We start from the raw sequence: 22,390 nt of genomic DNA, 5'->3' as shown, positions 1-22,390 counted from the left end.
TTTAAAATTAATATGTTAATATTAAAACAAATGAAAATAACTAAACAAAAAACAAGAAAGAAATAAAAATTCATATAAAAAACAACAAGGTAAGAAAGCAAGAAAATATTTAAAAGCTTTAAATCCCAAAAAACTCATTAAATAAAAAATCATATAAAAAATTAAATAAAAAAATTATAAATAAAACCCATTAATACAAAGTACTGAAGTAAAGTTCAAGCGTGTTTAGCTTAACAAACTTTAGAGAACACGACGTTTCGCCTACAAGATTAGCTAATGCATTACTCCTTTAGTCTAATTTAGGCACTACTCACCTTGTCCAGCTTGCATATTGCCCACTTTTAATATTTCTTATAGCTATACCTTATAACAAGGTAGCGTGTTTGCAGTCACTTAGAGCAGGCAAAGAAAGCATCATGGATACAAGGATTTGAAACCGTTATGACAACAGATTACAAAAAGCAATACAGCCACCAACAAGGTCCATCTGATCTTCTTCTCTTAAATCACACAATTGGTGATTATTTAACGCATATAGCAAATAAATTCCCCAATAACGACGCGATAATTGTAAAGCACCAAAATATTCGGCTCACTTATCGACAATATCTAAAGCGTATTGATCAACTTGCCGCTGCATTACTCAATTGCGGTATTCGCCCAGGTGATAGAGTCGGTATTTGGTCACCCAATTGTCTTGAATGGTCATTAGTGCAATTTGCCACCGCTCGTATTGGGGCAATAATGGTGTGTATAAACCCCGCTTATAGGCCGTCAGAGCTTGAATTTGCACTTAATAATGTCGGTTGCAAAATGCTTATAATGGCAGGCCATAGTAAACACTGTGACTATATTGAAATGCTAACAAGCCTAGCGCCTGAGCTATCATCATGTCAGTTTGGACAGTTGCAAGCAGCTAAATTACCCACCCTAAGCCATGTCGTGATCATAGGTGATAAGGAAAGTACGCTTAATTTACCAAGCTTATGCTTATTTGAGTCACTATTAGAGCGAGTAACACCACAAGATCTGGAGCATGTAAAAGCATACTCAACACACCTCGTTGCAAATGAACCCATCAACATTCAATTTACGTCAGGCACAACAGGCAACCCTAAAGGCGCAACCCTTAGTCATCACAATATCTTAAATAATGCTTACCTAGCTGCTCAGGCAATGCAACTAACAGATAAAGACAAGCTATGCATTCCAGTTCCCTTATATCACTGTTTTGGCATGGTATTAGGAAACCTTGCGTGTATCAGTCAGGGCGCCTGTGCCGTTTTTCCCAGTAGCAGCTTTGACCCATATATCACTTTGCAAACAGTCGAAGAAGAGAGGTGCACGGCGCTTCATGGTGTACCGACCATGTTCATCGCCCAGTTAGAGCATGAGCAATTTGACCGCTTCGATTTATCATCTTTAAGGACAGGCATTATGGCAGGCTCTACTTGCCCTGAAAAAGTAATGCGCGAAGTACAAAATAAAATGCACATGGAGCACGTGTTAATCGGATATGGTCAAACAGAATGCAGCCCACTCAATCACATCACATACATCAACGCGCCCCTCATAAAACGTGTGACCACAGTTGGACAAGCTATGGCACATACGGAAGTTAAAATCATAGACGAATTAGGAAACACCTTGCCAATTGGCGCGACTGGAGAGGTATGTGCCCGAGGTTATTGCGTCATGCAAGGTTACTGGCAAGATGAACAAAAGACAAAGGGGGCAATAGACGAAGAAGGCTGGCTTCACTCCGGTGATTTAGGCGTTATGGACGATGATGGCTATGTCACTATTGTCGGGCGGATCAAAGAAATGATCATACGCGGGGGTGAAAATATTTACCCTAGAGAAATCGAAGAAGTCCTTTATCATCACCCCAGTGTTCAAGATGCCGCAGTATTTGGAGTACATGATGAAAAGTATGGTGAAGAAGTTTGTGTTTGGCTGCAATCAAAGCCAGAGCACGAAATAGATAAGGACAATATTAGAGCGTACCTTAAAGATAAGCTCGCTTATTTTAAGGTACCAAAGCATATCCGGGTAGTGGAAGAATACCCTATGACTGTCACAGGTAAGCTGCAAAAGTTTAAAATGCGCCAGTCCATGGAGCAAGAGCTTACAGAATCGTGATAAGTTGAACAGTCGCTCTCTAATGCCCAACTATTTTATAAAGGTTGGGCTCAATTCTTACGCTTTATTTTTGATATATTTTCTTTGAGTAGAACGCAGTGCTACAACAATTGATAAAACTAGGCTTCTTGCTCTGCTCTACTAAACCAATCAATCACCTGGTTTAGGTATGCCTCACCATATTTTGCTGCAAATTCCTTTGTATGGGTATCGCTCGCATCATTTAACGCAGCAATACGCGTTCGTGCATATTCTGAAGTGAGAGTGATATTGCAACGCACAGTGATCGCATGGCGCCACTGCTCATAACTTTGGAAATAAAAACTGCTGTGATCATTCATAATACCTGAGCTCCTTATTATTAGCGCTTTGTGAAGAGCACAGTACAGTACTCTACTTATGTTACTACATAACGATTCCGAAGAGCTAAAGTTTAGACTTGCACAGCAAAAATACCTACCAAGTTCGCCTTTTAATTGAAGCTTCTACTTTTATGGCTCACTCAAATCCGCAGAAAACACACTTTTGAGCTCAAAGCTGCAACAGTTTAAAGCAAAGTATACGGGCTAATAATTAATCCGTGACAAGAAGCTATGGGAGTCAATAAACAAATGCAGATAATTTATAATTGAGGCTAGCTACTCAAAGAGCAGCCATAAAAAAAGCGCGTTTTAAACGCGCTTTTTCGTAGTCAGTCTGTAACGATTAAACTACTTTAACAGGCACTGCTTGCTCAGAACCAAACTTAGTTGTTAGCTCTTCTTCAAGTGGAGTAAATGCTGTTAGGTCGATACCTTCAACCGCAGCTTTGTACTCGTCCATCGTTGGGAAGCGACCTAATACAGTTGAAAGCACTACTAATGGTGTTGAACCAAGTAGTGACTCACCTTTCTTCTCTGATGTATCAGCTACAACACGGCCTTGGAATAGACGTGTAGACGTTGCGATTACAGTGTCACCAGGTTCAGCTTTCTCTTGGTTACCCATACATAGGTTACACCCTGGGCGCTCTAGGTAAAGGATGTTTTCATACTTAGTACGTGCTGCTGTTTTTGGCTTTTCATCGTCAAACTCAAAACCAGCGTACTTAGCTAGCACTTCCCAATCACCTTCTGCTTTTAGCTCGTCAACAATGTTATATGTTGGTGGCGCAACAACTAGAGGTGCTTTAAACTCAATCGAACCATTTTGCTTCTCAAGGTTACGTAGCATCTGTGCAATGATCTGCATATCGCCTTTATGAACCATACAAGAACCAACGAAACCTAGATCTACTGGCTTGTCGTTGTAGTATGAAACAGGGCGAATTACATCGTGCGTATAACGCTTAGATACGTCTTCATTGTTTACATCAGGGTCAGCAATCATTGGCTCAACGATTTCGTCTAGGTCAATAACTACTTCAGCATAGTATTTAGCATTGTCATCTGGTGCAAGCGCTGGTTGCTCGCCAGATTTAACACCTGCGATACGCTCATCAGCAAGGTCGATAAGGCCCTGTAGCGTCTTCGCTTCGTTTTCCATACCCTTGTTGATCATGATCTGGATACGGCTCTTAGCAAGCTCAATTGACTTGATAAGCGTTTCATTGTTTGAAATACAGATTGACGCTTTCGCTTTCATTTCTGCAGACCAGTCAGTGAAAGTGAACGCTTGGTCAGCCATGAGTGTACCAATGTGAACTTCGATGATACGGCCTTGGAACACGTTCTCGCCGCCAAATTGCTTAAGCATTTGTGCTTGAGTTGCGTGAACAACATCACGGAAGTCCATGTGCTCAGCCATACTGCCTTTGAACGTCACTTTTACAGACTCAGGGATTGGCATAGCCGACTCACCCGTAGCTAGTGCAAGTGCAACGGTACCAGAGTCAGCACCGAAGGCTACGCCCTTAGACATACGTGTATGTGAGTCACCACCGATGATGATTGCGCGGTCATCGATTGTAATATCATTCAATACTTTATGGATTACGTCAGTCATTGAATGGTAGATGCCCTTCGGATCACGAGCAGTGATAAGGCCGAACTTGTTCATGAACGCCATAAGCTTTGGAATGTTCGCTTGCGCTTTTTTATCCCATACAGACGCGGTGTGACAACCAGACTGGTATGCACCGTCAACAAGTGGAGAAATCGTTGAAGCAGCCATTGCTTCAAGCTCCTGTGACGTCATAGGACCCGTTGTATCTTGTGAACCTACGATATTCACTTTCACACGAACGTTAGAACCAGCGTGTAATGGTGCATCTGAAGCAACACCTACCGCATTACGGTTAAAGATTTTTTCAACCGCTGTTAAACCTTGACCTTCGTGTGAGATTTCTTTCGAAGGTGCATAAACAGTCGGCGCATCAACACCTAGCGTTTCTGCCGCTAGTGTTTGAAGCTTCTTACCAAATACAACTGCGTAAGAACCACCCGCTTTCATGAATTCAACTTTTTGTGGTGTGAACGCAGATGAAATATCTGCTAGTTCTTCTTCACCATTGAAAAGCTTTTTAGCTTTAGTATCGATAGTAAGCACTGTACCAGTTGCTACTGAATATGCTTCTTCTAATACTGGGTCGCCATTTTCGTCAGTCACTGTGTTGCCATCAGCATCTACTTTCTTAACCCAGTTTTTAAGGTCAAGACCAATACCGCCGGTTACATCAACAGTAGTCAGGAAGATAGGTGCAATGCCATTAGTACCCGCAACCACTGGCGCGATGTTGATAAATGGTACATATGGACTTGCTTGAGTACCTGCCCAAAGTGCTACGTTGTTCACACCAGACATACGTGAAGAACCAACACCCATTGTACCTTTCTCTGCGATAAGCATCACTTTCGCGTTAGGGTGCTTTTCTTTAAGCGCAACGATTTCTTGTTGTGCTTCAGGTGTGATCATACATTGGCCGTGAAGTTCACGGTCTGCACGTGAGTGCGCTTGGTGACCCGGAGAAAGTAAGTCAGTAGAAATATCACCTTCACCCGCGATGAAAGTAACAACTTCGATTTTTTCAGCAACATCAGGAAGCTTAGTGAAGAACTCCGCTTTCGCGTAGCTTTCTAAAATATCTTTAGCAACGGCATTACCTGCTTTGAAAGCCTCTTGTAGGCGAGCAGTATCCGCATCGTATAGGAATACTTGTGTTTTAAGTACATCAGCAGCTTGCTTTGCAACTGCTGCATCATTGCTAAATGCAAGATCAAGAAGCACAGCAATTGAAGGACCACCTTTCATGTGTGAAAGTAGTTCAAAAGCAAACTCAGCTGAGATTTCAGCGACAGTTTCTTCACCTAGAATAATTTCTTTTAGGAATTGTGCTTTTACACCAGCTGCGCTAGTTGTGCCAGGAAGTGTGTTGTAGATGAAGAATTTAAGAGAATCTTCGCGGTGCTCGTTCTCTGTGTCTTTAATTTGGGCGATAATTTCTGACAGCAAATCAGCGCTATCAATTGGTTTTGGGTTAAGTCCAAGTTCCGTTTTACGGGTTTGGATTTCTTCCAAGTACTCAGTATACAAACTCATATGAACCTCGTCAGGCAGTAATACGCATATATAAATCAGGGTTATTTTACCCTAAATTTAAAGCGCTAGTAATCATTTAACTAAAAAGCACTTTTTAGTATTAGTTTGCGCCGCAAAATACACTAAATTCACTAGGTTACGCTAATTTATAAAGTTAATGGGCGGTATAAATACCAGTTATGTGATAATGATTATTATTTCCGAGATAAATATTTGTCACTTTCCTCGCTAAAAGTAGATGACAGAACGCTCAATTTCAAACCAATTAATGCCAATAACTGCACAATTGAAAGCATAAGTTTCATCGCTAACAACCTTACACTTGCTCTAGAAATATAAATAGATGGAATTAAATCAATAAATTCAGAGAAATAAGGTTGAACTTGCTGTTCAAAACAATACCAAAAATTAAAACGACTGCAATTGATTAAAAAGGCGAGAAACTTTTGATTGATAAAAATAAAACAAAATAGAGCTTTGCACGATGCTTGTATAAAAATTGTGATTTAGACTCGATGTCGACAACACGAGATAGAAAAGAAAAAGGCCCTAAACAGGGCCTTTCATATTATGCGTTTAGCACACTTAAAATTCGGCTTGAATTGAACTCAATACCTTCAATCTTAGCTTGTGCAAAATAGCTTACCAAGTAAAAATCAAGCTTGCGAGATTCACCTTGAAGCTTCTCGTCTAACAGCGCGACCTGCTCCGCCATTCGAGCCTGCTGCTCATCTGCTGGAGATTCTACATTAGTTAAAATTTCAAGCCTCAATAATAACTGTGCTGCACTGATATCCATGGTGTTTTTGCCTTGCCAGCAAGCAGGAATTTCCTGGTTATTTTCAACTGCTGTAACAAGTTCGGAAAACTTTTCACGATTCAAGGTTGAGAATAGCTCGTTGAGTTTTACTTCAACCTGTTCAAGCAGTGACTTTTTGATTTTGTTCAAACCACCAAGCACTTCCAGATTGCTGATCTGCTCTTGCAACTGAGTCAACTCTGATTGTGTTTTCGCGTCAATGACCAAACTATCGAAATTGGCTAACTGTTGACGTTGCTCTACTTCTAATGCCGCATTTTCGCGTTTTTGCTGAGCAACTATTTCTTCTCGCTTAGCAAATACAGCATCGTTGTGTTGTCTAAACGACTGCCATAATACATGTTCGTTTTTGCTACCCGCAAAGCCGATACCTTGCCACTGCTTTTGCAATGATTTCAGTACCTCACATGCCTCAGCGACATTATCGCTCTCAACCTGCGCTAATGCTTCATCAACCAATTTTTGTTTTTGCTCAGCATTATTTTGATGATGCGCTTTTAAACGTCCATTCACTTTGCCATAAGCATCACGATACTGATTATTTAAAGCCTGATAAGTTTGTGCATCTAAACTACCTGCGCCTCTCCACAGCTTGTTGATACGATTAAACTGACTTTCAAGCTTACGCCAACTGCCCTCTTCTTCGACAGAGAAGTGTTCAAGTTCTTGCATATGCGTGATCAGCTTTTCACGGTCGACGATCACCTGCTTGCGTGCTTCCTCTTGCTCTGCAAAGTATGCGCGACAAGGTGCAAATAGTAACTCAATCTTTTCATCAAAGACTTTAGCTTGTTGTTTTTCCTCTTCACTTTCAATGCGGCCAAGTTCATTCCAGCGAATACGAAGCATCTTAACATCAGACGCTCTTACTTTAGGATCAATGTCGGTTTCAGCAAGCTTTTCATCTAATTGCGCAAGCAATTCCGTGCGCTTCGGTGCAGATGCATACTTTTGCCAATCTTTAAATTCAGCCAGCTGTGCTTGCAAGCCTTCATACTGTTTGCTTACTTGCTCTTTGTGTGACTCAGTTAATAACTCATAGCTTTCAGACAAACCGTTAAATACACCGAAGGCGATGTTGAAACGACCTTGCTCTATTAACCTCTGCACGTCACGCGCTTTCTTACGAGCTTCTTTTAGTAGCTTTTGTTGCTGCTCAACTAAAGGTTTCATCGCGTCCAAAAATACTTTGGACACTTCAGCAAGCTCGCTTTTCGCATTTTGCTTTAACTCGCTCGGTAAAGACTTTAATAAAGCATTACATGCCTGATATGCAGATTTTTGCGCCGCTAATAATTCGTCTAATTGCGCTAAATCATCACTTGCTTCGATTTGTTTCAGCTGCTCAAGTGTAACTTGAAACTCTTTCGTCGCGGCAATCATCTCAGGCAGTGTGTTAAGTAACGTCTCTAACTTAACCAAACGCTGCAATAAACCTTTGACCTCTGCTTTGTATTCAGATTCATTGAGCATACTTTGAAGTTGTTCAAACTGACTCTGAAGCATAGCCTGTGATTCAACATCTAGCTTACTGACGGCCTCATTTAAAACAGCTTCAAAAGCATCTACTTTTGTCGCGTAGTCAGCCAGAGCTTGTTGCTTTTCTTGTTGCGCTTTTTCAGCGGCCAAATCAGCATCAAACTGTGCTTTAAGCTTTTCAATATGAGCCGTCAGCTTTTCGGTCAGGACTTGATACTTGCTCGACTGTACATTGAGCGTTTCTTCATCAAGCCACTTTAATTCAAGACTCTGCCACTGCTGGCTCAATTCGTTAAATTGAGTATTGACGACTTGGTAGTCAAGCTTCTCTCTCAGAGCATTGAATTTTGCAAGTATCAATTTAACCTGCTCAGCAACTTGTTTTGGCATCACTTTTGCCAAACGAGCCTGCTCCAGATGCGCGTCTAATTGACTTTTCGCATCACCTTGCGCGCTTTTCAGCACAGCTTTGGTTAAGTCGTATTGATACACGAGTTCCAGTAGGGAAACTTGCAGTGCTTCTTCACCTTCTTTGAAGGCTTTTTCAATTAGGCGCGCGTTTGCAATACGTTTTAGTAACTTGACTTTCTGAGTCTGCGCAATGTCTGAAAAAGCCAACTTTTCTAAGGTCTTTTGTGGTGCATACCTATCGATATACTCTTCACGAATATCATTACTTAACATCTGGGAACCAGATAATACAGCTTGGCTAATATGCTGCTCAGCAATATCTTTAAGCTCTTGATCCTGCTTATAGACTTTCCACCAGAGACCTAAATCATCAATCTTGTTAAGGACTTTTTTTCTTATTTGAATTGAGTCGTCCTCTAGGGCTAAAGTTGTTAGCGCTTCGACATCCTTGGTTGTATCTAATTTATCCACCGCCGCTAAGCGCACTTGCGCCTTAGGGTGCTTCCATTTAGGTGTAAATAAGTGTTTAAAGATCATTTTCAGTGAACCTAGCTATTTCGTTTTCTGCTTTAAATTCTTGTTGCAATTCGCGTTTCGATTTTTGAACCATCTCACCGTCTTCATTTATCGTAAACTGCTCGTTAGATTTAGCGATTTTTGCCTGATACAACATGACGAGTTGAACGGTTTGCTCTTTTTGTGCTTCAGTTAATTCAGTGCCATCAGGCCAACGACCTGTAGAGGCACCATACTGCAAGCGTTCGAATACTTCTGGGGTAATGCTACTTACCAAATTATCTACATTCATCGTCACTTTTTCTTTTTCAAAATAACCAACATCACGCGATTAATCAGGTACCAGACCATGCCGATACCAATAGCGGATTTTGCAGCATACATTTCAATGCTGCCTTCAACTGGGTGGTGCCAGTATAGGTATAAGAAACCACCCAAAAATAAAATCAAGGCCAGAAACGAGTAATTCATAATACTCTGCTGTTTCTTTATACGGTTTTTGACCGCAATTCGACGTAATTCATCATCACTTATTTTTCCAATTTCAGCATCGCAATGTGGACAAACAGTGTGCTTTGATGAAATTGATTTACTACAACTCGGGCATTGGGCTATTGCCATACTTACGTTACTCCGAATAAAAAATAAGGCGCCATATGGCGCCCTATTCTACAAGTTTTGAGCTACTTTGTCTTACTGGATATCGCGAGATTTTTCTATTTTATCGTCATCTAGCGCTTGACCTTTTCCATTTTCGAACTTTTCCCAATAGTCATCGACGGTTTCTTTCATTTCTTTTCTCAAAACCATGATGCCGAACAGGTTGGGTAAAGTCATCACAACAATACCTACAGCTGCCAGCTTCCAAACTAACTCCGTATCTGCAAAGGATGCCCAAAAGAAACCAGCAACGTAAAAGACACGATATGGCATAACAGAACGCGGGCCCAATAGATAAGTCATCGCTCGGTCACCATAGTATGACCATGCGATCGCAGTAGAAAAAGCAAATAACAATAAACCTATAGAAACGATATACTGACCACTATCACCGAAATAGCCTCGTGTAAACGCCTTAGTTGTCAACTCAGCTGAGTGCACCAGTGATTTACCTTGAACAGATATACTCGGATCGGCTGGAATACCACCTTCAATCTCAACGGTGCCCGTATACTGATGTTTATCCGTGATACCAAAGCGAATATCTTCACCGATAGAGCGTGAGTGGATCACTGTAAAATCTTTATTGACTGCGATACCTTGTACAACTTGAATAGAACCACTGTATTCTTCCACTTGATGGTCTGAATAACCATTCAAGTACTTGTATAGCTCAGTTCGATCTGCTTCGTTCGCCTCGTCATAATTCCCTTTGATAAAGGTCATTGAAGAACGCTCAAATTCAGTTTCAAACTTTTCAGTCCAAACACCCGAAGATAAAATAACTAAGCCAGTTAAAGTACAAATGATAATGGTATCGATGAAAGGCTCTAAAATAGACACCATACCTTCAGAGACAGGCTCATCTGCTTTTGCTGATGCGTGCGCTATTGGCGCAGAACCTTGACCTGCCTCGTTAGAGAATAAGCCACGGTTTACACCACGGTTAAATGCGTATGCAAATGATGCGCCTAAGAAGCCACCTGCCGCCGCTGAACCAGAAAATGCATTAGTAAAAACAGACGCGAATGATGGACCAACATTTTCAATGTTGTAGAAAATAACAGCAAAAGCACCTAGGATATAAACGACTGCCATAATAGGCACAACTTTAGAGGTGATCGCTGCAATGCGCTTAATACCGCCTAAAATAACCAACGCCAGTAAAATAGATAGCACAGCACCTGTTGCCATTCTTTCAAAACCAAAAGTGGCTTCCATACCAACGGCGATATTATTGATTTGAGGTAAACTACCAGTACCGAACGAGCTGATAACGGTGGCTATCGCAAATAAGATCGCCAACCACTTCATATTCAAACGTCTATCCATGTAATACATTGGACCACCAGCCATGGTGCCATCTTCTGTTTTTACACGGTATTTATGTGACAATGTGACTTCCACAAATTTGGTTGTCATACCAAAAAATGCAGTCATCCACATCCAAAATAGTGCTGCAGGTCCACCGATTGAAATGGCAAGCGCAACACCGCCGATATTGCCTGTCCCGACCGTGCCGGACAATGCTGTTGATAGTGCTTGGAAGTGGGTCGTATCACCTTCATGAGATTGTTTATCATACTTACCAGAGACTACTCGGCATGCATGTTTAAAATAGCGAATTTGTGGGAACTTTAAATATATTGTGAAAAAGAATCCCACCCCCAGCAATACATAAGGAAACCACCACGAGCCCCCCAGCATGGCATCTAAGCTATCAAGAAAACTTCCTAATACGTCCACGACTTATCCTCTTTTAATTGTTGTTATATAAAAAAAGCAACCTCATAGGCTGCCTTAGTTTTTGATTACCTCAGATTATCAACAACTTTCACTATTGCTGATAACGTATCTTGTCCAAACTGATAAGAGCGTCTATCTGACCAACCATAGTATGGATCTGGTAAATCTGCATTATCTTTAAAGGGCATCTCAATTGTGTAAGACAGTGCTTTAAACTCTTCACCCACTGCACAAGAAGCGACTGTTAAGTTTGCTTGACCCGGCTCATCTTTTGGATAGCCATACACATCTTGGAAATCTGGTGTTATAGCAAGTAATGCATCTTTAAACTGTGTTTCCAAGCTTTCTAGACGTGCATCATAGCTTGGGATCCCTTCACTACCAGCCACAAAGTTATATGGCAAGGCCTCATCACCATGAATATCTAGATACAAATCTAAGCCTACCGCGCGCATTTTCTCAAGTACATAATAGACTTCTGGAGAATTTTCGATGCTAGGTGTCTTCCACTCACGGTTTAAGTTAACACCGTTTGCATTCGTTCTTAAATGACCACGCACACTGCCATCTGGATTCATGTTTGGCACGATATAAAATACTGCTTTTGACAACAGCGCTGCTGCATGTGGATCTTCATCGTCTAATAGCTTGTGCAGTAAGCCCTCAACAAACCATTCAGCCATGGTTTCACCAGGGTGCTGTCTTGCCGTGATCCATATCTTTTTCTTGGTTTCACTTGGCTCACCCACTACCAATAAACTGATATCTCTGCCATCAATGGTTTCGCCAAGTGTTTCAATTTGACATGCATCATGACTTTGAGCCCAGTACAATAAGTCCAAATGACGCTCGTAACTGTATGGTGCAAAGTATGCAAAGAAAGTATGACTATACTCAGGCTCAAAATCGATAACTAACTGACCGTCTTGATAAGTTGTTGGTACTCTAAACCAAGTTTGTCTATCGTATGATGCAACCGCTTGGTAATCATCCCACCCTTCAGGGTATGCAGATGCTTTTAAATTATTAATATGTAATTTATGTTCTACAAAAGGAGTCGACTCTAGACGAAAGTGAAACCACTGAAAAAAGTCTGAGTTGTTGTCTTTGTTGATTTCAAGTTGAATATCGTGAGGCTGCTGTGCCGAAATTACCTTGATATTACCACTGTCAAAATTACTAGAAATTCTCATATATACCCTAAATTTTATGGCAAGATTCTTGCCGTAATATTGCGTTTTTTTCGCTAACTAATGAATTGTTATTCATGTTAGCCAGATGTAGCTAAAAACATTGATGAGCCTACCACACATCACGCAGATCAAAAACTAAAAAAGCCAGCAATTGCTGGCTTTTTTCATCGTCAAAGCGAAATTATGGCAAGCTTGGGAAAGCAACTTCTGCCATGTCACGCATTACACGTACTACCTGACAGCTGTAGCCAAACTCATTATCATACCAAACGTATAGTACTACACGGTCACCATCTACGATTGTTGCTTGAGAATCAACAACACCTGCATAGCGGCTACCTACTAAATCGGTTGATACGATTTCAGTAGAGGCTGTGTAGTCAATCTGATCACGAAGATCAGAATACAATGATGTTTCACGTAAGAACTCATTCAACTCTTCTGAAGTCGTTTCTGCCTTCAAGTTTAAGTTCAAAATTGCCATTGAAACATTTGGTGTTGGAACACGAATTGCGTTACCAGTTAACTTACCAGCTAGCTCAGGTAAAGCTTTAGCAACCGCTTTAGCAGCACCAGTTGACGTGATAACCATGTTTAATGCAGCACTACGACCACGACGCTCTGCTTTGTGGTAGTTATCAATTAAGTTTTGGTCATTTGTGTAAGAGTGAACAGTTTCAACGTGACCATTCTTAATACCAAACTTATCATTTAACGCCTTAAGCACTGGCGTGATAGCATTTGTTGTACAGCTTGCTGCTGATACAATTTTATCTTCGTTAAGGATATCAAGGTTGTTTACACCGTAAACGATGTTCTTGATGTCGCCCTTAGCAGGTGCAGTAAGTAGTACTTTTGACGCACCTTTAGACGCTAGGTGCTTGCCTAGACCGTCTTCATCTTTCCATACACCTGTGTTATCCACAACAAGTGCGTTTTCAATGCCGTACTTAGTATAGTCAACTTCTTCTGGTGAGTTCGCATAGATCACCTGAATGTAGTTACCATTTGCTTTAATCGCACCCTTTTCATGGTCGACAGTAATTGAACCGTCAAATGGACCATGGATAGAATCGCGGCGTAATAAGCTTGCGCGCTTTTCAAGGTCACCATCACGGCCACCACGCACAACAATTGCACGTAAACGTAAATCAGCGTGAGAGCCGCCGCGCTCAATAAGCAGGCGCGCTAATAAACGTCCAATACGACCAAAACCATACAATACAACATCGCGCGGCTCTGGGCCTGTGCCTTTATTTAATAAGTCAGCAAGCTCGCCATTTAAATACTCTTCGATAGAGCGGCCTTCACCTGCATTTTTGTAAATATATGCATACGCTAACTTACCTAAATCGATACGACCAGGTGCAAGCTCCATTTTGCTGATAGCTTCTAAGAAAGGGAAGCTTTCACGAAGACGCAATTTAGTCTCTTCAAAACGTGCTACTGTTTTATGTGCTTTGATTACGTCAATTGTGCTTGTGTTAACAAGTGGACGGCCATAAACAGCAATTTCAACACCCAAGTTACGGTATAAGCGACCAATAATAGGTTGCATATTTTCAGCGTAGTCTTGGCGTTCTTGCCAGCTATTTTGATATTCTTGCTCGTGAGATAAGGTCATTTTTTCTGCCTAATAAACAATTTTTTTGAACGGATAGCCCTGTTGGGCACCGCCATTCTAATTTAATCTGCAATTATTCTCCACTCTTAGCCATACATTTCCTTTTGTTTTCGCAACGGGAACATTGAAAAGACAGAAAAATGTCTTATTTTTTCCCTTTATTGAAGAAAATATGCGTATACCTTATTTTTAATATCAGACTAAACTAGGTAATTAGTAGTAAAAGGGCAACCCTTCTATCAAAGTTAACAGCGTTAGGTGCATTGGGGCTGTTTCAAAAGGAGCAAAAGTGGTATGTTGTGCGCGATTAAATATTACGTAGGATAAACAATGGCTAATAAGTGGATGCTAGCCATCGTTAGCGCTTCTTTATTAACATTATTGAGTGGATGTGAAGAACCGTTGACATTGGCAAAGGTGTGTGAGGAAACCCCTGGTTTTTGCAATGATTTGAACAAAGATAGTCATTGTAAAGAGGAAAGAGCATCTGTGATCATCGGTCGTTATGTTGAGTACAAAGACCCAACTGACGAAAACAAATACCAACTTTTAAAGCAGTTCGAAAGTTATAATTCATGTGTTTCCCTTGCAGCACAAATTGAACATATCAAACTAAAAGAAAAGACGACGTCTCGTGTTGAAGGCCACCTCACCAGCCTAAAAGAAATGAATCGAATATATCAAGATACCAAACAAACCTCTCATCCAGGTTTGCTTTATTATCACTGGTCTCGAAACAATAGTCAGTATGCAATGAATAAATTGCTGCGCCAAGAAGATGAGCCGTATGTACGCCAAAGCCAAGAGATACAAATGTTTTTGGCAACTTACTATGCCAAATTCGATGATGACAAAACCATCGACTTCCTCTATCGCGTACTGGAGCTAAATCAAGCTGGTGAAACACCCGATTTAGAGGTGTACAAAGCCCTTGTGAGTATTTTTTATAAACAAAAGAAATATAAGCACGCATATACATTTGCACGTATAGCACAACTGTCAGGGTTTGAAGAGATTGATATTATTGACATCGAACATGAGCTAACATCACGGGGAAGAAGTATTGGTGTACTCAATCAGCTTGCATTAAAAACCCGCGAAGAAATAGAAACAGGTCAATTTCTATCTCCTCGAGGTTAACAAAAAACTTTTACTAAGCTTTTTTGTTTAGTTCAGCAGTCACTTGAGCTAAGCCAACTTGCGAAATGCGCGAAACAATCTCTTTTTGTTTTGCGCTAAGTAAAGAGATGCCTTCAGCTACTAAGTCATAAACTTTCCATTTACCATCTTTCCCTTTACGAAACTTGAAATGTAAGTCGATATCTGGCCCTGCACTTTCTTTAATTACGGCTTTAACCGTCGCATATTTACTGTCTTGTGGCACTGGGGCCTTCTCGAACACGACTTCTTGCCCCTTATACTGCATCAGTGCACTTGCATATGTCACTTCAAGATAATGTGTCACTGCATTAATAAATTCTATGGCTTCTTGACGTTTAAGCCCTTTAATGTGTTTACCAAGTAGCTTTCTTGATACAAAGCGCGTGTCTATATGTGGCATTAATTGTGTTTTGACGATACTGCGCATTTCCTGTGATGTTGCCTTGCCTCCTGCATTGACCTTTTTTATGTCCGCAAAGAGTCCCTCTCCAACTTGATTTATCAATTGGTAAGGCGTCTCGTTGGCCATAGCCATCGTTGAGCAAACAAGTAACAATAAAAAGCTGATGACTTTCTTCAATTTATATTCCTCTAAAAATGTTGTCGCTCCACACGGCTCAAATGTGAAAGCATGTTTAATTATTCAACCACCGCCTACAGACTTGAATAAACGAAGCCATATATTACGGTTTAATGATCGCAAAAGTTGTCAAAAATTGTATGGGATTTTACAGAATGATACATTCTCCCAAATAGAATGGACCGGACAACTCTTAAATCGTATTCAGATTCGCATACGTAGCTTTCCGCAACCTTACCGTTTATGTCTTTTTGATTGATTCAACTCATTGGAGGTCTGAATGGACGCGCCTCTGACAATTATCTTTGCTTTTTGCCCCTCGCAAAGTAAAAGGCGCGTGACTATATAGATTGAAGCCTTAATACTTCCTTAACGCAGTGTGTACTAGGCCATTACTTGATATCCATCGTTTGATTTCGCCCAATGATAGCGGCTCGCTGATGTTGTAGCCTTGTATATATTTGCACCCTTGCTTGGCTAAGTAATGTGTTGTCTCATCATTCTCTACGCCTTCAGCAACGACGGAGCAACCTAGCCGCTTGGCAAGAAATAATGTGGTCTCAATGATGGCTCTGTCTTTATCTTGAGATAAGCACTGTGTGACAAAGGATTTATCAATTTTGATTTGCGAAATAGGCAGCTCTTTAAGAATAGAAAATGAAGAAAAACCAGTACCAAAATCGTCAATGCTCACTGCAAACCCCATTTCAATGAGCTGCTCTATCAAGGCTTTTGTCTGCTCTACGTCTGTCATTACCATGCTTTCTGTAAGCTCAAAAATAATGCGACTGGGGTCAACATTTTTACTGCTTATCTGGCTATTCAAAACATTAATTAAGTTTTTCCCCAATAAATCTTGGCAAGAAAGATTGATATGCACTGTGAGTTGTTGATTGAGCTTCAATAACATACCCAAATCACTGAATACAGTATTGATCACATAAGCACTCAAATACTTGATCATATTATTCTTTTCAGCGATCGGTATGAATCGCTCGGGCATGATGAAATTACCGTCCTCTGATGGCCACCTAACTAAGGCTTCTACGCCATGTACTTTAGACGTTTGGGTATCCACAATGGGTTGATAAAACACCATTAAATCACCACGAGCTAATGCCCCCTTAAAGTCATTTAGCATATGAAATTCAGAGACAACCCCTTGATGTAAGGCTTTATCAAATAACACTAAACTTTGCTTACTTCTTTTGGCCGCGTACATGGCAATATCTGCACGCTTGAGCAACTCTGGAGCTGAAATATCTTCGCGGGGTATGCTTAATATTGCGCCTGAACTGTAAATGACATCTACTGCCGTTTGTTCAACCACTAATCCATTGTGCAATGCACTTAAAATCGCATTATTTTGAGCAAATAGCGCCGCCTCATTTCTCGCCTCACTCACAACAGCAAACTCATCTCCCCCAATTCTAAAAAGCTCACTACCGGGTAAAAGACTATTTGAAATCGCCTCTGAGAAGCCAACGAGTAATTGATCGCCAAAAAAATGCCCCATCGCATCATTGATCTGCTTTAAGTTGTATAGGTCGAATATCACCACTGCGAAATCGATTTTTTGCTGCTTTCTTTGCTCAATACACGCAAAACATTGAGGGCGATTTTGAAGCTTAGTAAGATGGTCATGCTGCGCATTGTATTTTTCTAAATCTAAAGAGGCCTGTAGGCGTACTAAACTGCTCTTGCCTAAGTGAACAACCACGATGACAAACAAACCGCCTAATGCGAGTATCATAGATAGCGCCAAAACTACCTGTGAACGATCGACATTCAAATAAACATATGCCGCAAAACTTGCATAGCCAAAAGTGAATATGCAAATCAAAGACAGAAGTAACCACCACCCTTTAGATTGTGCAATACCACATATTTCTACTGCGGGTTTGATTGATAACAACAAAAAAATCAGTCCCATCAGTATTAAGCAAAGACTCAAGGTTTCCAAAAAAGCTGCCTATCAACAAAACCTGTCGTTATTATAGTTCAGTATTCATACTCTGCGTGGCAAACTGCGCTGATTTAACACAGAATTCACTCACTATGTTTAAGGCACATATACAGCCTGTCTTTGAGAGTTAAGCATCGAACTCTCAACTCTTTTAATGCTACTTCATCTTGAGCTATCTGGCTTTTTTCACACATCTCAATTTGTTGCTCAAGTGCATAATAATCAGCTAAGAGTCTCGCAAAATCAGCATCTGTTACCTTTCGTTCAATAATTTTAGCTTTAAACTCGGGTAACTCTTTTATCAAGCTGCAACTTTTCACACACATGTTTAGCCCTCGCTTAGTGCTATCTATCAAAAGACGTCATGCTATTCCCTTGACTAACTTGGGTCCCCGCATTATTTATTATCCGCTTGCAGGCCAATTCATTTCATATTGCGTCATGCCGTATCTAAAATACTATGCGCATGCATAAATGGGGCTTTGATCTAACGCAACATAGTAACCGCTTAACATATTGAAAATTAAAGTTAACCTATATTTTTTAAGCGACCAAAAATAAGTAATCTTATGACCTTTGTTTTGGCGACTTAATTCAACTAGCCGCTTGCGCGCAATTGTTGTAAAATACGCGCGTTTCTAAGCAAATCTATACTGTTATTTTGAGGAAAACCTGTGAGCGAACAAAAACAGTCTCTGAGCTACAAAGACGCAGGCGTTGATATTGATGCGGGTAACGCATTAGTAGAGCGCATTAAAGGCGTAGTGAAAAAAACACGTCGTCCAGAAGTAATGGGCGGCATCGGTGGTTTTGGTGCACTATGCGAACTTCCAACTGGTTATAAAGAGCCTGTCTTGGTTGCTGGTACTGACGGTGTGGGCACAAAGCTTCGTTTAGCCATTGACCTTAAAAAACACGACACGGTAGGTATCGACCTTGTTGCAATGTGTGTAAACGACTTAATCGTACAAGGCGCAGAGCCGCTTTTCTTCCTAGACTATTACGCAACTGGCAAGCTAGATGTTGATACAGCTGCTGATGTAGTAAGCGGTATTGGTAAAGGTTGTGAGCTGTCTGGCTGTGCCCTAATCGGCGGCGAGACGGCAGAAATGCCAGGCATGTACGAAGGCGATGATTATGACATGGCTGGTTTTTGTACAGGTGTTGTAGAAAAGTCAAAGATCATCGATGGTACTAAAGTAAAAGCAGGCGACCAACTTATCGCACTTGCTTCAAGCGGACCTCATTCAAACGGCTACTCTTTAATTCGTAAAGTGTTAGAAGTGTCTGGCGCTGATACAAACGAAGAATATGCGGGTAAACCCCTAGGCGAACATTTACTTGAGCCTACTCGCATTTACGTTAAGCCAATTCTTGAATTGCTAAAAGACGTAGACGTGCACGCGCTATCACATATTACTGGCGGCGGCTTCTGGGAAAATATCCCTCGCGTACTACCTGAATCTGCAAAAGCGGTTGTAAAAGGTGATAGCTGGGAATGGCCTGCTATTTTCAATTGGCTTCAAGAAAACGGTAACATCAGCACACATGAAATGTACCGCACATTCAACTGTGGTGTAGGTATGATCCTAGTAGTTCCTGCTGATAAGCTAGCACAAAGCTTAGAAATTCTAACGGCGCAAGGCGAAAACGCTTGGCACATTGGTGAAATCCAGGATGCTGTTGAAGGTGAAGAGCAGGTTGAAATCTTAGGCGGTGCCCAGTAATGGCACCCTCTCGGATCGTTGTTTTGATCTCTGGCAGTGGCTCTAATTTACAAGCAATTATTGACCATTGCCAATCGGGTGATATCAATGGCGAAATCGTCAATGTCATCAGCAATAAAGCGGACGCTTTTGGTCTTGTTCGAGCTGAGCAAGCAGGGATCAATACACATGTTTTAAGTCACAAAGACTTTGATAGTCGAGAGGCTTATGACGAGCAACTAGCAAAATTAATTGACTCTTGTAATCCAGATTTAGTTGTATTGGCTGGATTTATGCGTATTCTAACTCCTGACTTAGTGCAAAAATTTAAAGGGAAAATGTTGAACATTCACCCATCTTTGTTGCCTAAGTATCAAGGGCTGAACACCCACCAAAGAGCAATTGACGCAAATGATGCGTACCATGGCGCTAGTGTTCACTTCGTAACAGAAGAACTAGACGGTGGTCCTGTGATTGTCCAAGCAAAAGTTGCTATTTTGCCAGAGGACACAGCAGAGACACTAGCGAAGCGGGTACATGAACAAGAACATGTCATTTATCCTTTGGTGGTCAAGTGGTTCAGTGAACACAGACTAACAATGGAAGCAGACTATGCAGTTTTTGATAAACAACCCCTTCCAACGCAAGGCGTCGATTACAGCTAAAATTAAAATCCACAGCGCTTTGCTCTTTGGCTTAAGCGCTGTTTTCTCTTCTTCCCTTCATGCTTCTACGCTCACCGAATACACAGCCGAGTACAATGTACTTAGAAAAGGGAAAATTCATGGCACTGCAACCAGAGAGTTTCTACAAGTTGCAGAGAATACTTACGCACTGAGCTATGAGACTGATGTGAAGTGGATGATCTTCACAGAAAAACGTACTGAACAAAGCCTGTTCAAATTTGAAGGTGGGCAAACAAAACCACTGCACTATAGCTTAAGCCGAGAAGGCACAAGACCAGATAAAAGCTTTAAGATTAAGTTCGATAGAGAAAACAAACAGTTATTTTCCAAAGCACAAGAATATCCGTTAAAAGTTGATTGGGATGAATCCCGACAAGATGTACTTTCTTACCAAAACCAGCTTCGAAATGAGCTCAAGCAAGGAAAAACACAATTTAGTTATCCGATCATCGACAAAAACGGAAATGTCCGCATGTACAATTTTAAAGTCGTTGGGGAAGAAACTATCACCTTACCAATTGGTAATGTCAAAACAGTCAAAGTCAAACGCCTGTACGATAATAATAAACGCCATGCACTTGCTTGGTTTGCACCAGAATATGATTACATGCTGGTGCAAATGCTGAAAGGAAAAGATGGTGTTGAGCAGTTTCAAATTCAAATGACTGCCCAAACAGTCAAAAAATAAATAAAAACAGGTGCATAAGCACCTGTTTTACAACTTTTCCCCAAGCTTAAATAGCACCGATTCACCCGGCTCCATCTTGGTCCATTGCTCATCATTGGTCAATGGACGAGTCGCTATCACAGAAACGATGTCATTAGGCGTCGTTTCTTTTTGAAAGTCCACTACCATGTCAGCATCAATCAAGGTCGCTTTGCCAAACGGTGCTCTGCGCGTTATCCAATGCAAATTATTACTGCAATATGCCAGTACAAACACACCATCAGTCAACAGCATGTTAAACACGCCTTTTTCTCTAAGCTGATCCGCTAATTTCGCCGCATAGCGAAATACCGTTGCCATATTGGATGGCTTTTTTGGGTACTTTTCTCGGATCTTATCTAAGATCCAACAAAACGCCAGTTCACTGTCTGTATTGCCGACCGGTTTATAATATTCAGGCTTCAGGTCTTTATAATTCGACAACTGGCCATTATGCGCATAAGAGATCTCTCTGCCCCACAACTCTCGAGTGAAAGGGTGCGTATTTTCCAAGCACGTCCGACCTCGATTTCCCTGCCTGATATGACTTATCACCGACACACTCTTAATCGGATACGCTTTAACGAGCTTGGCAATTTCAGACTGGCAACTCGGCTCAGGATCTTTAAACGTTCTACATCCTTTGCCTTCATAGAAGGTGATCCCCCACCCATCTTTATGAGGGCCTGTATTCCCTCCGCGCTCCAATAGCCCGGAAAAACTAAAACAAATATCTGTCGGCACGTTCGCTGACATGCCCAATAGCTCACACATTTTCTGGCCTTATCTAACACTATTTATGAGCTAACTTCTAACAACATGTTTGGCTGTAACACCTATTCTAGCCGCTAAATCAACTAATTGGTTGCTCTTAAATAAAAAATCAAACTGAGGTGATTATGGCTAATTTTTTACTTTGAGACAATCCGAAGCAACGCTTAATTAGCAATACCTTGGTCAGAGAAGAGCTGACCCCATACGCAGGATTAAAAAGCACGTTAGTGGAGAAATTCCACCAGCTATCAACAGTGAAAACAACACCTATTTCATAAAGAAAAAGTTCAGGCATGTAGCTTAGCTATATGCCTAAAAGAAAAGGTTCAAGCGATAAAGTATATTACCCACCGCACTTGTTGAATTCTTCAGACGCTTTTTCATATACCGTACAAAAGTCTTCACTGCCATTACTCGCTTTAATTTGCTGCCCGTCAAATAATGCGGCTATCACTTTAGACTCAGTAATAGTTAAGCGCTTATTGCGGCACGATTTTAAAGCCATTTCTCCACACTCTGCTGCTGTGGCGGCTTCTTTAAATTTAGAGCAGCGCTGCTTGCCCTTACATTTTTTATAACTGATTTTTTCTTTACCTGGACATGCGGTTCTGAGGTACTTAATTTCACATGTTCCGGCCTTTACCTCTACTGGCATGGCACTTAAAACCAGTGATACCGCCCCAATTGCTAAAAGTAATTTCATT

The 22,390-nt window shown here is 41.1% G+C and carries 18 protein-coding genes; 5 read left to right on the top strand and 13 right to left on the bottom strand.

Going from position 1 to position 22,390, the window contains the following annotated elements:
- The first annotated feature begins 441 nt into the window (after window positions 1-441).
- Entirely contained in the window at window positions 442-2,142 is a 1,701-nt protein-coding gene (locus tag N477_RS11795; RefSeq protein WP_063362198.1) for an AMP-binding protein, read from the top strand.
- Between the two features lie 119 nt (window positions 2,143-2,261).
- On the opposite strand, the gene N477_RS11790 is transcribed toward N477_RS11795, so the two are convergent.
- The 8 genes from N477_RS11790 to N477_RS11755 form a co-directional block, all read right to left on the bottom strand.
- Window positions 2,262-2,483, bottom strand: coding sequence for a hypothetical protein (locus tag N477_RS11790; protein WP_063362199.1), 222 nt, complete (start codon window positions 2,481-2,483; stop codon window positions 2,262-2,264).
- Between the two features lie 364 nt (window positions 2,484-2,847).
- Window positions 2,848-5,658: a bifunctional aconitate hydratase 2/2-methylisocitrate dehydratase gene (locus N477_RS11785; protein ID WP_081216480.1), complete on the bottom strand. Its 2,811-nt coding sequence runs from the start codon at window positions 5,656-5,658 to the stop codon at window positions 2,848-2,850.
- 568 nt (window positions 5,659-6,226) lie between these two features.
- Window positions 6,227-8,905, bottom strand: coding sequence for a DUF349 domain-containing protein (locus N477_RS11780; RefSeq protein WP_063362200.1), 2,679 nt, complete (start codon window positions 8,903-8,905; stop codon window positions 6,227-6,229).
- Window positions 8,895-9,176, bottom strand: coding sequence for a YeaC family protein (locus N477_RS11775; protein ID WP_063362201.1), 282 nt, complete (start codon window positions 9,174-9,176; stop codon window positions 8,895-8,897). Before N477_RS11775 ends, N477_RS11780 begins: the two co-directional genes overlap by 11 nt.
- A 2-nt stretch (window positions 9,177-9,178) precedes the next feature.
- Complete coding sequence (locus tag N477_RS11770) at window positions 9,179-9,505, bottom strand: hypothetical protein (protein WP_063362202.1); 327 nt, start codon at window positions 9,503-9,505, stop codon at window positions 9,179-9,181.
- Between the two features lie 72 nt (window positions 9,506-9,577).
- The gene (locus N477_RS11765) at window positions 9,578-11,290 is read right to left on the bottom strand and encodes an alanine/glycine:cation symporter family protein (protein ID WP_063362203.1); all 1,713 of its coding nucleotides are present in this window, start codon (window positions 11,288-11,290) and stop codon (window positions 9,578-9,580) included.
- Window positions 11,291-11,355: 65 nt separating this feature from the next.
- Complete coding sequence (locus tag N477_RS11760) at window positions 11,356-12,483, bottom strand: M14 family metallopeptidase (protein WP_063362204.1); 1,128 nt, start codon at window positions 12,481-12,483, stop codon at window positions 11,356-11,358.
- Between the two features lie 181 nt (window positions 12,484-12,664).
- Window positions 12,665-14,107, bottom strand: coding sequence for a glyceraldehyde-3-phosphate dehydrogenase (locus N477_RS11755; RefSeq protein ID WP_063362205.1), 1,443 nt, complete (start codon window positions 14,105-14,107; stop codon window positions 12,665-12,667).
- A gap of 330 nt (window positions 14,108-14,437) precedes the next feature.
- Between N477_RS11755 and N477_RS11750 the strand changes: the two genes are divergently transcribed.
- Window positions 14,438-15,247, top strand: a complete 810-nt coding sequence (locus N477_RS11750) for a DUF2989 domain-containing protein (RefSeq protein WP_063362206.1) — start codon at window positions 14,438-14,440, stop codon at window positions 15,245-15,247.
- A 13-nt stretch (window positions 15,248-15,260) separates the two neighbouring features.
- On the opposite strand, the gene N477_RS11745 is transcribed toward N477_RS11750, so the two are convergent.
- The 3 genes from N477_RS11745 to N477_RS11735 all read right to left on the bottom strand — a co-directional run bounded on the left by N477_RS11745 (window position 15,261) and on the right by N477_RS11735 (window position 18,140).
- A complete protein-coding gene (locus N477_RS11745) occupies window positions 15,261-15,803 on the bottom strand; it encodes an ABC transporter substrate-binding protein (protein WP_196760613.1) in 543 nt (180 codons plus the stop codon).
- A 403-nt stretch (window positions 15,804-16,206) separates the two neighbouring features.
- Window positions 16,207-17,766 carry a putative bifunctional diguanylate cyclase/phosphodiesterase gene (locus N477_RS11740; protein WP_231098109.1) on the bottom strand — a complete coding sequence of 520 codons (1,560 nt, stop codon included), beginning with the start codon at window positions 17,764-17,766 and terminating at the stop codon, window positions 16,207-16,209.
- 131 nt (window positions 17,767-17,897) lie between these two features.
- Window positions 17,898-18,140, bottom strand: coding sequence for a YdcH family protein (locus N477_RS11735; RefSeq protein WP_063362208.1), 243 nt, complete (start codon window positions 18,138-18,140; stop codon window positions 17,898-17,900).
- Between the two features lie 348 nt (window positions 18,141-18,488).
- On the opposite strand from N477_RS11735, the gene purM reads away from it, so the two are divergent.
- From purM to N477_RS11720, 3 genes are read left to right on the top strand one after another with little or no spacing between them, the layout of a single operon-like run.
- Window positions 18,489-19,541, top strand: a complete 1,053-nt coding sequence (purM, locus tag N477_RS11730) for a phosphoribosylformylglycinamidine cyclo-ligase (protein ID WP_063362209.1) — start codon at window positions 18,489-18,491, stop codon at window positions 19,539-19,541.
- Complete coding sequence (gene purN / locus N477_RS11725) at window positions 19,541-20,185, top strand: phosphoribosylglycinamide formyltransferase (RefSeq protein ID WP_063362210.1); 645 nt, start codon at window positions 19,541-19,543, stop codon at window positions 20,183-20,185. Before purM ends, purN begins: the two co-directional genes overlap by 1 nt.
- Window positions 20,133-20,894, top strand: coding sequence for a DUF3108 domain-containing protein (locus N477_RS11720; protein ID WP_196760611.1), 762 nt, complete (start codon window positions 20,133-20,135; stop codon window positions 20,892-20,894). Before purN ends, N477_RS11720 begins: the two co-directional genes overlap by 53 nt.
- Before the next feature lie 27 nt (window positions 20,895-20,921).
- Here N477_RS11720 and N477_RS11715 read toward each other — a convergent pair whose 3' ends face one another.
- Together N477_RS11715 and N477_RS11710 are read right to left on the bottom strand one after the other, a co-directional pair.
- Window positions 20,922-21,686 carry a class II glutamine amidotransferase gene (locus tag N477_RS11715; protein WP_063362211.1) on the bottom strand — a complete coding sequence of 255 codons (765 nt, stop codon included), beginning with the start codon at window positions 21,684-21,686 and terminating at the stop codon, window positions 20,922-20,924.
- A 343-nt stretch (window positions 21,687-22,029) separates the two neighbouring features.
- Window positions 22,030-22,389 carry a hypothetical protein gene (locus tag N477_RS11710; protein ID WP_063362212.1) on the bottom strand — a complete coding sequence of 120 codons (360 nt, stop codon included), beginning with the start codon at window positions 22,387-22,389 and terminating at the stop codon, window positions 22,030-22,032.
- Between the last annotated feature and the right edge of the window lies 1 nt (window position 22,390).

Source organism: Pseudoalteromonas luteoviolacea H33-S (assembly GCF_001625695.1).
Lineage (GTDB): Bacteria > Pseudomonadota > Gammaproteobacteria > Enterobacterales > Alteromonadaceae > Pseudoalteromonas > Pseudoalteromonas luteoviolacea_B.
Note: the sequence above shows the minus strand (reverse complement) of the source record. Positions and strands in the feature narration are given on the sequence as shown.

What these genes read in the sequence shown, in the direction of transcription:
- N477_RS11795 (WP_063362198.1), top strand. Translation starts at nt 442, where the DNA reads ATGACAACAGATTACAAAAAGCAATACAGCCACCAACAAGGTCCATCT.
- N477_RS11790 (WP_063362199.1), bottom strand. Translation starts at nt 2,483, where the DNA reads ATGAATGATCACAGCAGTTTTTATTTCCAAAGTTATGAGCAGTGGCGC.
- N477_RS11785 (WP_081216480.1), bottom strand. Translation starts at nt 5,658, where the DNA reads ATGAGTTTGTATACTGAGTACTTGGAAGAAATCCAAACCCGTAAAACG.
- N477_RS11780 (WP_063362200.1), bottom strand. Translation starts at nt 8,905, where the DNA reads ATGATCTTTAAACACTTATTTACACCTAAATGGAAGCACCCTAAGGCG.
- N477_RS11775 (WP_063362201.1), bottom strand. Translation starts at nt 9,176, where the DNA reads ATGAATGTAGATAATTTGGTAAGTAGCATTACCCCAGAAGTATTCGAA.
- N477_RS11770 (WP_063362202.1), bottom strand. Translation starts at nt 9,505, where the DNA reads ATGGCAATAGCCCAATGCCCGAGTTGTAGTAAATCAATTTCATCAAAG.
- N477_RS11760 (WP_063362204.1), bottom strand. Translation starts at nt 12,483, where the DNA reads ATGAGAATTTCTAGTAATTTTGACAGTGGTAATATCAAGGTAATTTCG.
- N477_RS11755 (WP_063362205.1), bottom strand. Translation starts at nt 14,107, where the DNA reads ATGACCTTATCTCACGAGCAAGAATATCAAAATAGCTGGCAAGAACGC.
- N477_RS11750 (WP_063362206.1), top strand. Translation starts at nt 14,438, where the DNA reads ATGGCTAATAAGTGGATGCTAGCCATCGTTAGCGCTTCTTTATTAACA.
- N477_RS11745 (WP_196760613.1), bottom strand. Translation starts at nt 15,803, where the DNA reads ATGGCTATGGCCAACGAGACGCCTTACCAATTGATAAATCAAGTTGGA.
- N477_RS11735 (WP_063362208.1), bottom strand. Translation starts at nt 18,140, where the DNA reads ATGTGTGTGAAAAGTTGCAGCTTGATAAAAGAGTTACCCGAGTTTAAA.
- purN (WP_063362210.1), top strand. Translation starts at nt 19,541, where the DNA reads ATGGCACCCTCTCGGATCGTTGTTTTGATCTCTGGCAGTGGCTCTAAT.
- N477_RS11720 (WP_196760611.1), top strand. Translation starts at nt 20,133, where the DNA reads ATGCAGTTTTTGATAAACAACCCCTTCCAACGCAAGGCGTCGATTACA.
- N477_RS11715 (WP_063362211.1), bottom strand. Translation starts at nt 21,686, where the DNA reads ATGTGTGAGCTATTGGGCATGTCAGCGAACGTGCCGACAGATATTTGT.
- N477_RS11710 (WP_063362212.1), bottom strand. Translation starts at nt 22,389, where the DNA reads ATGAAATTACTTTTAGCAATTGGGGCGGTATCACTGGTTTTAAGTGCC.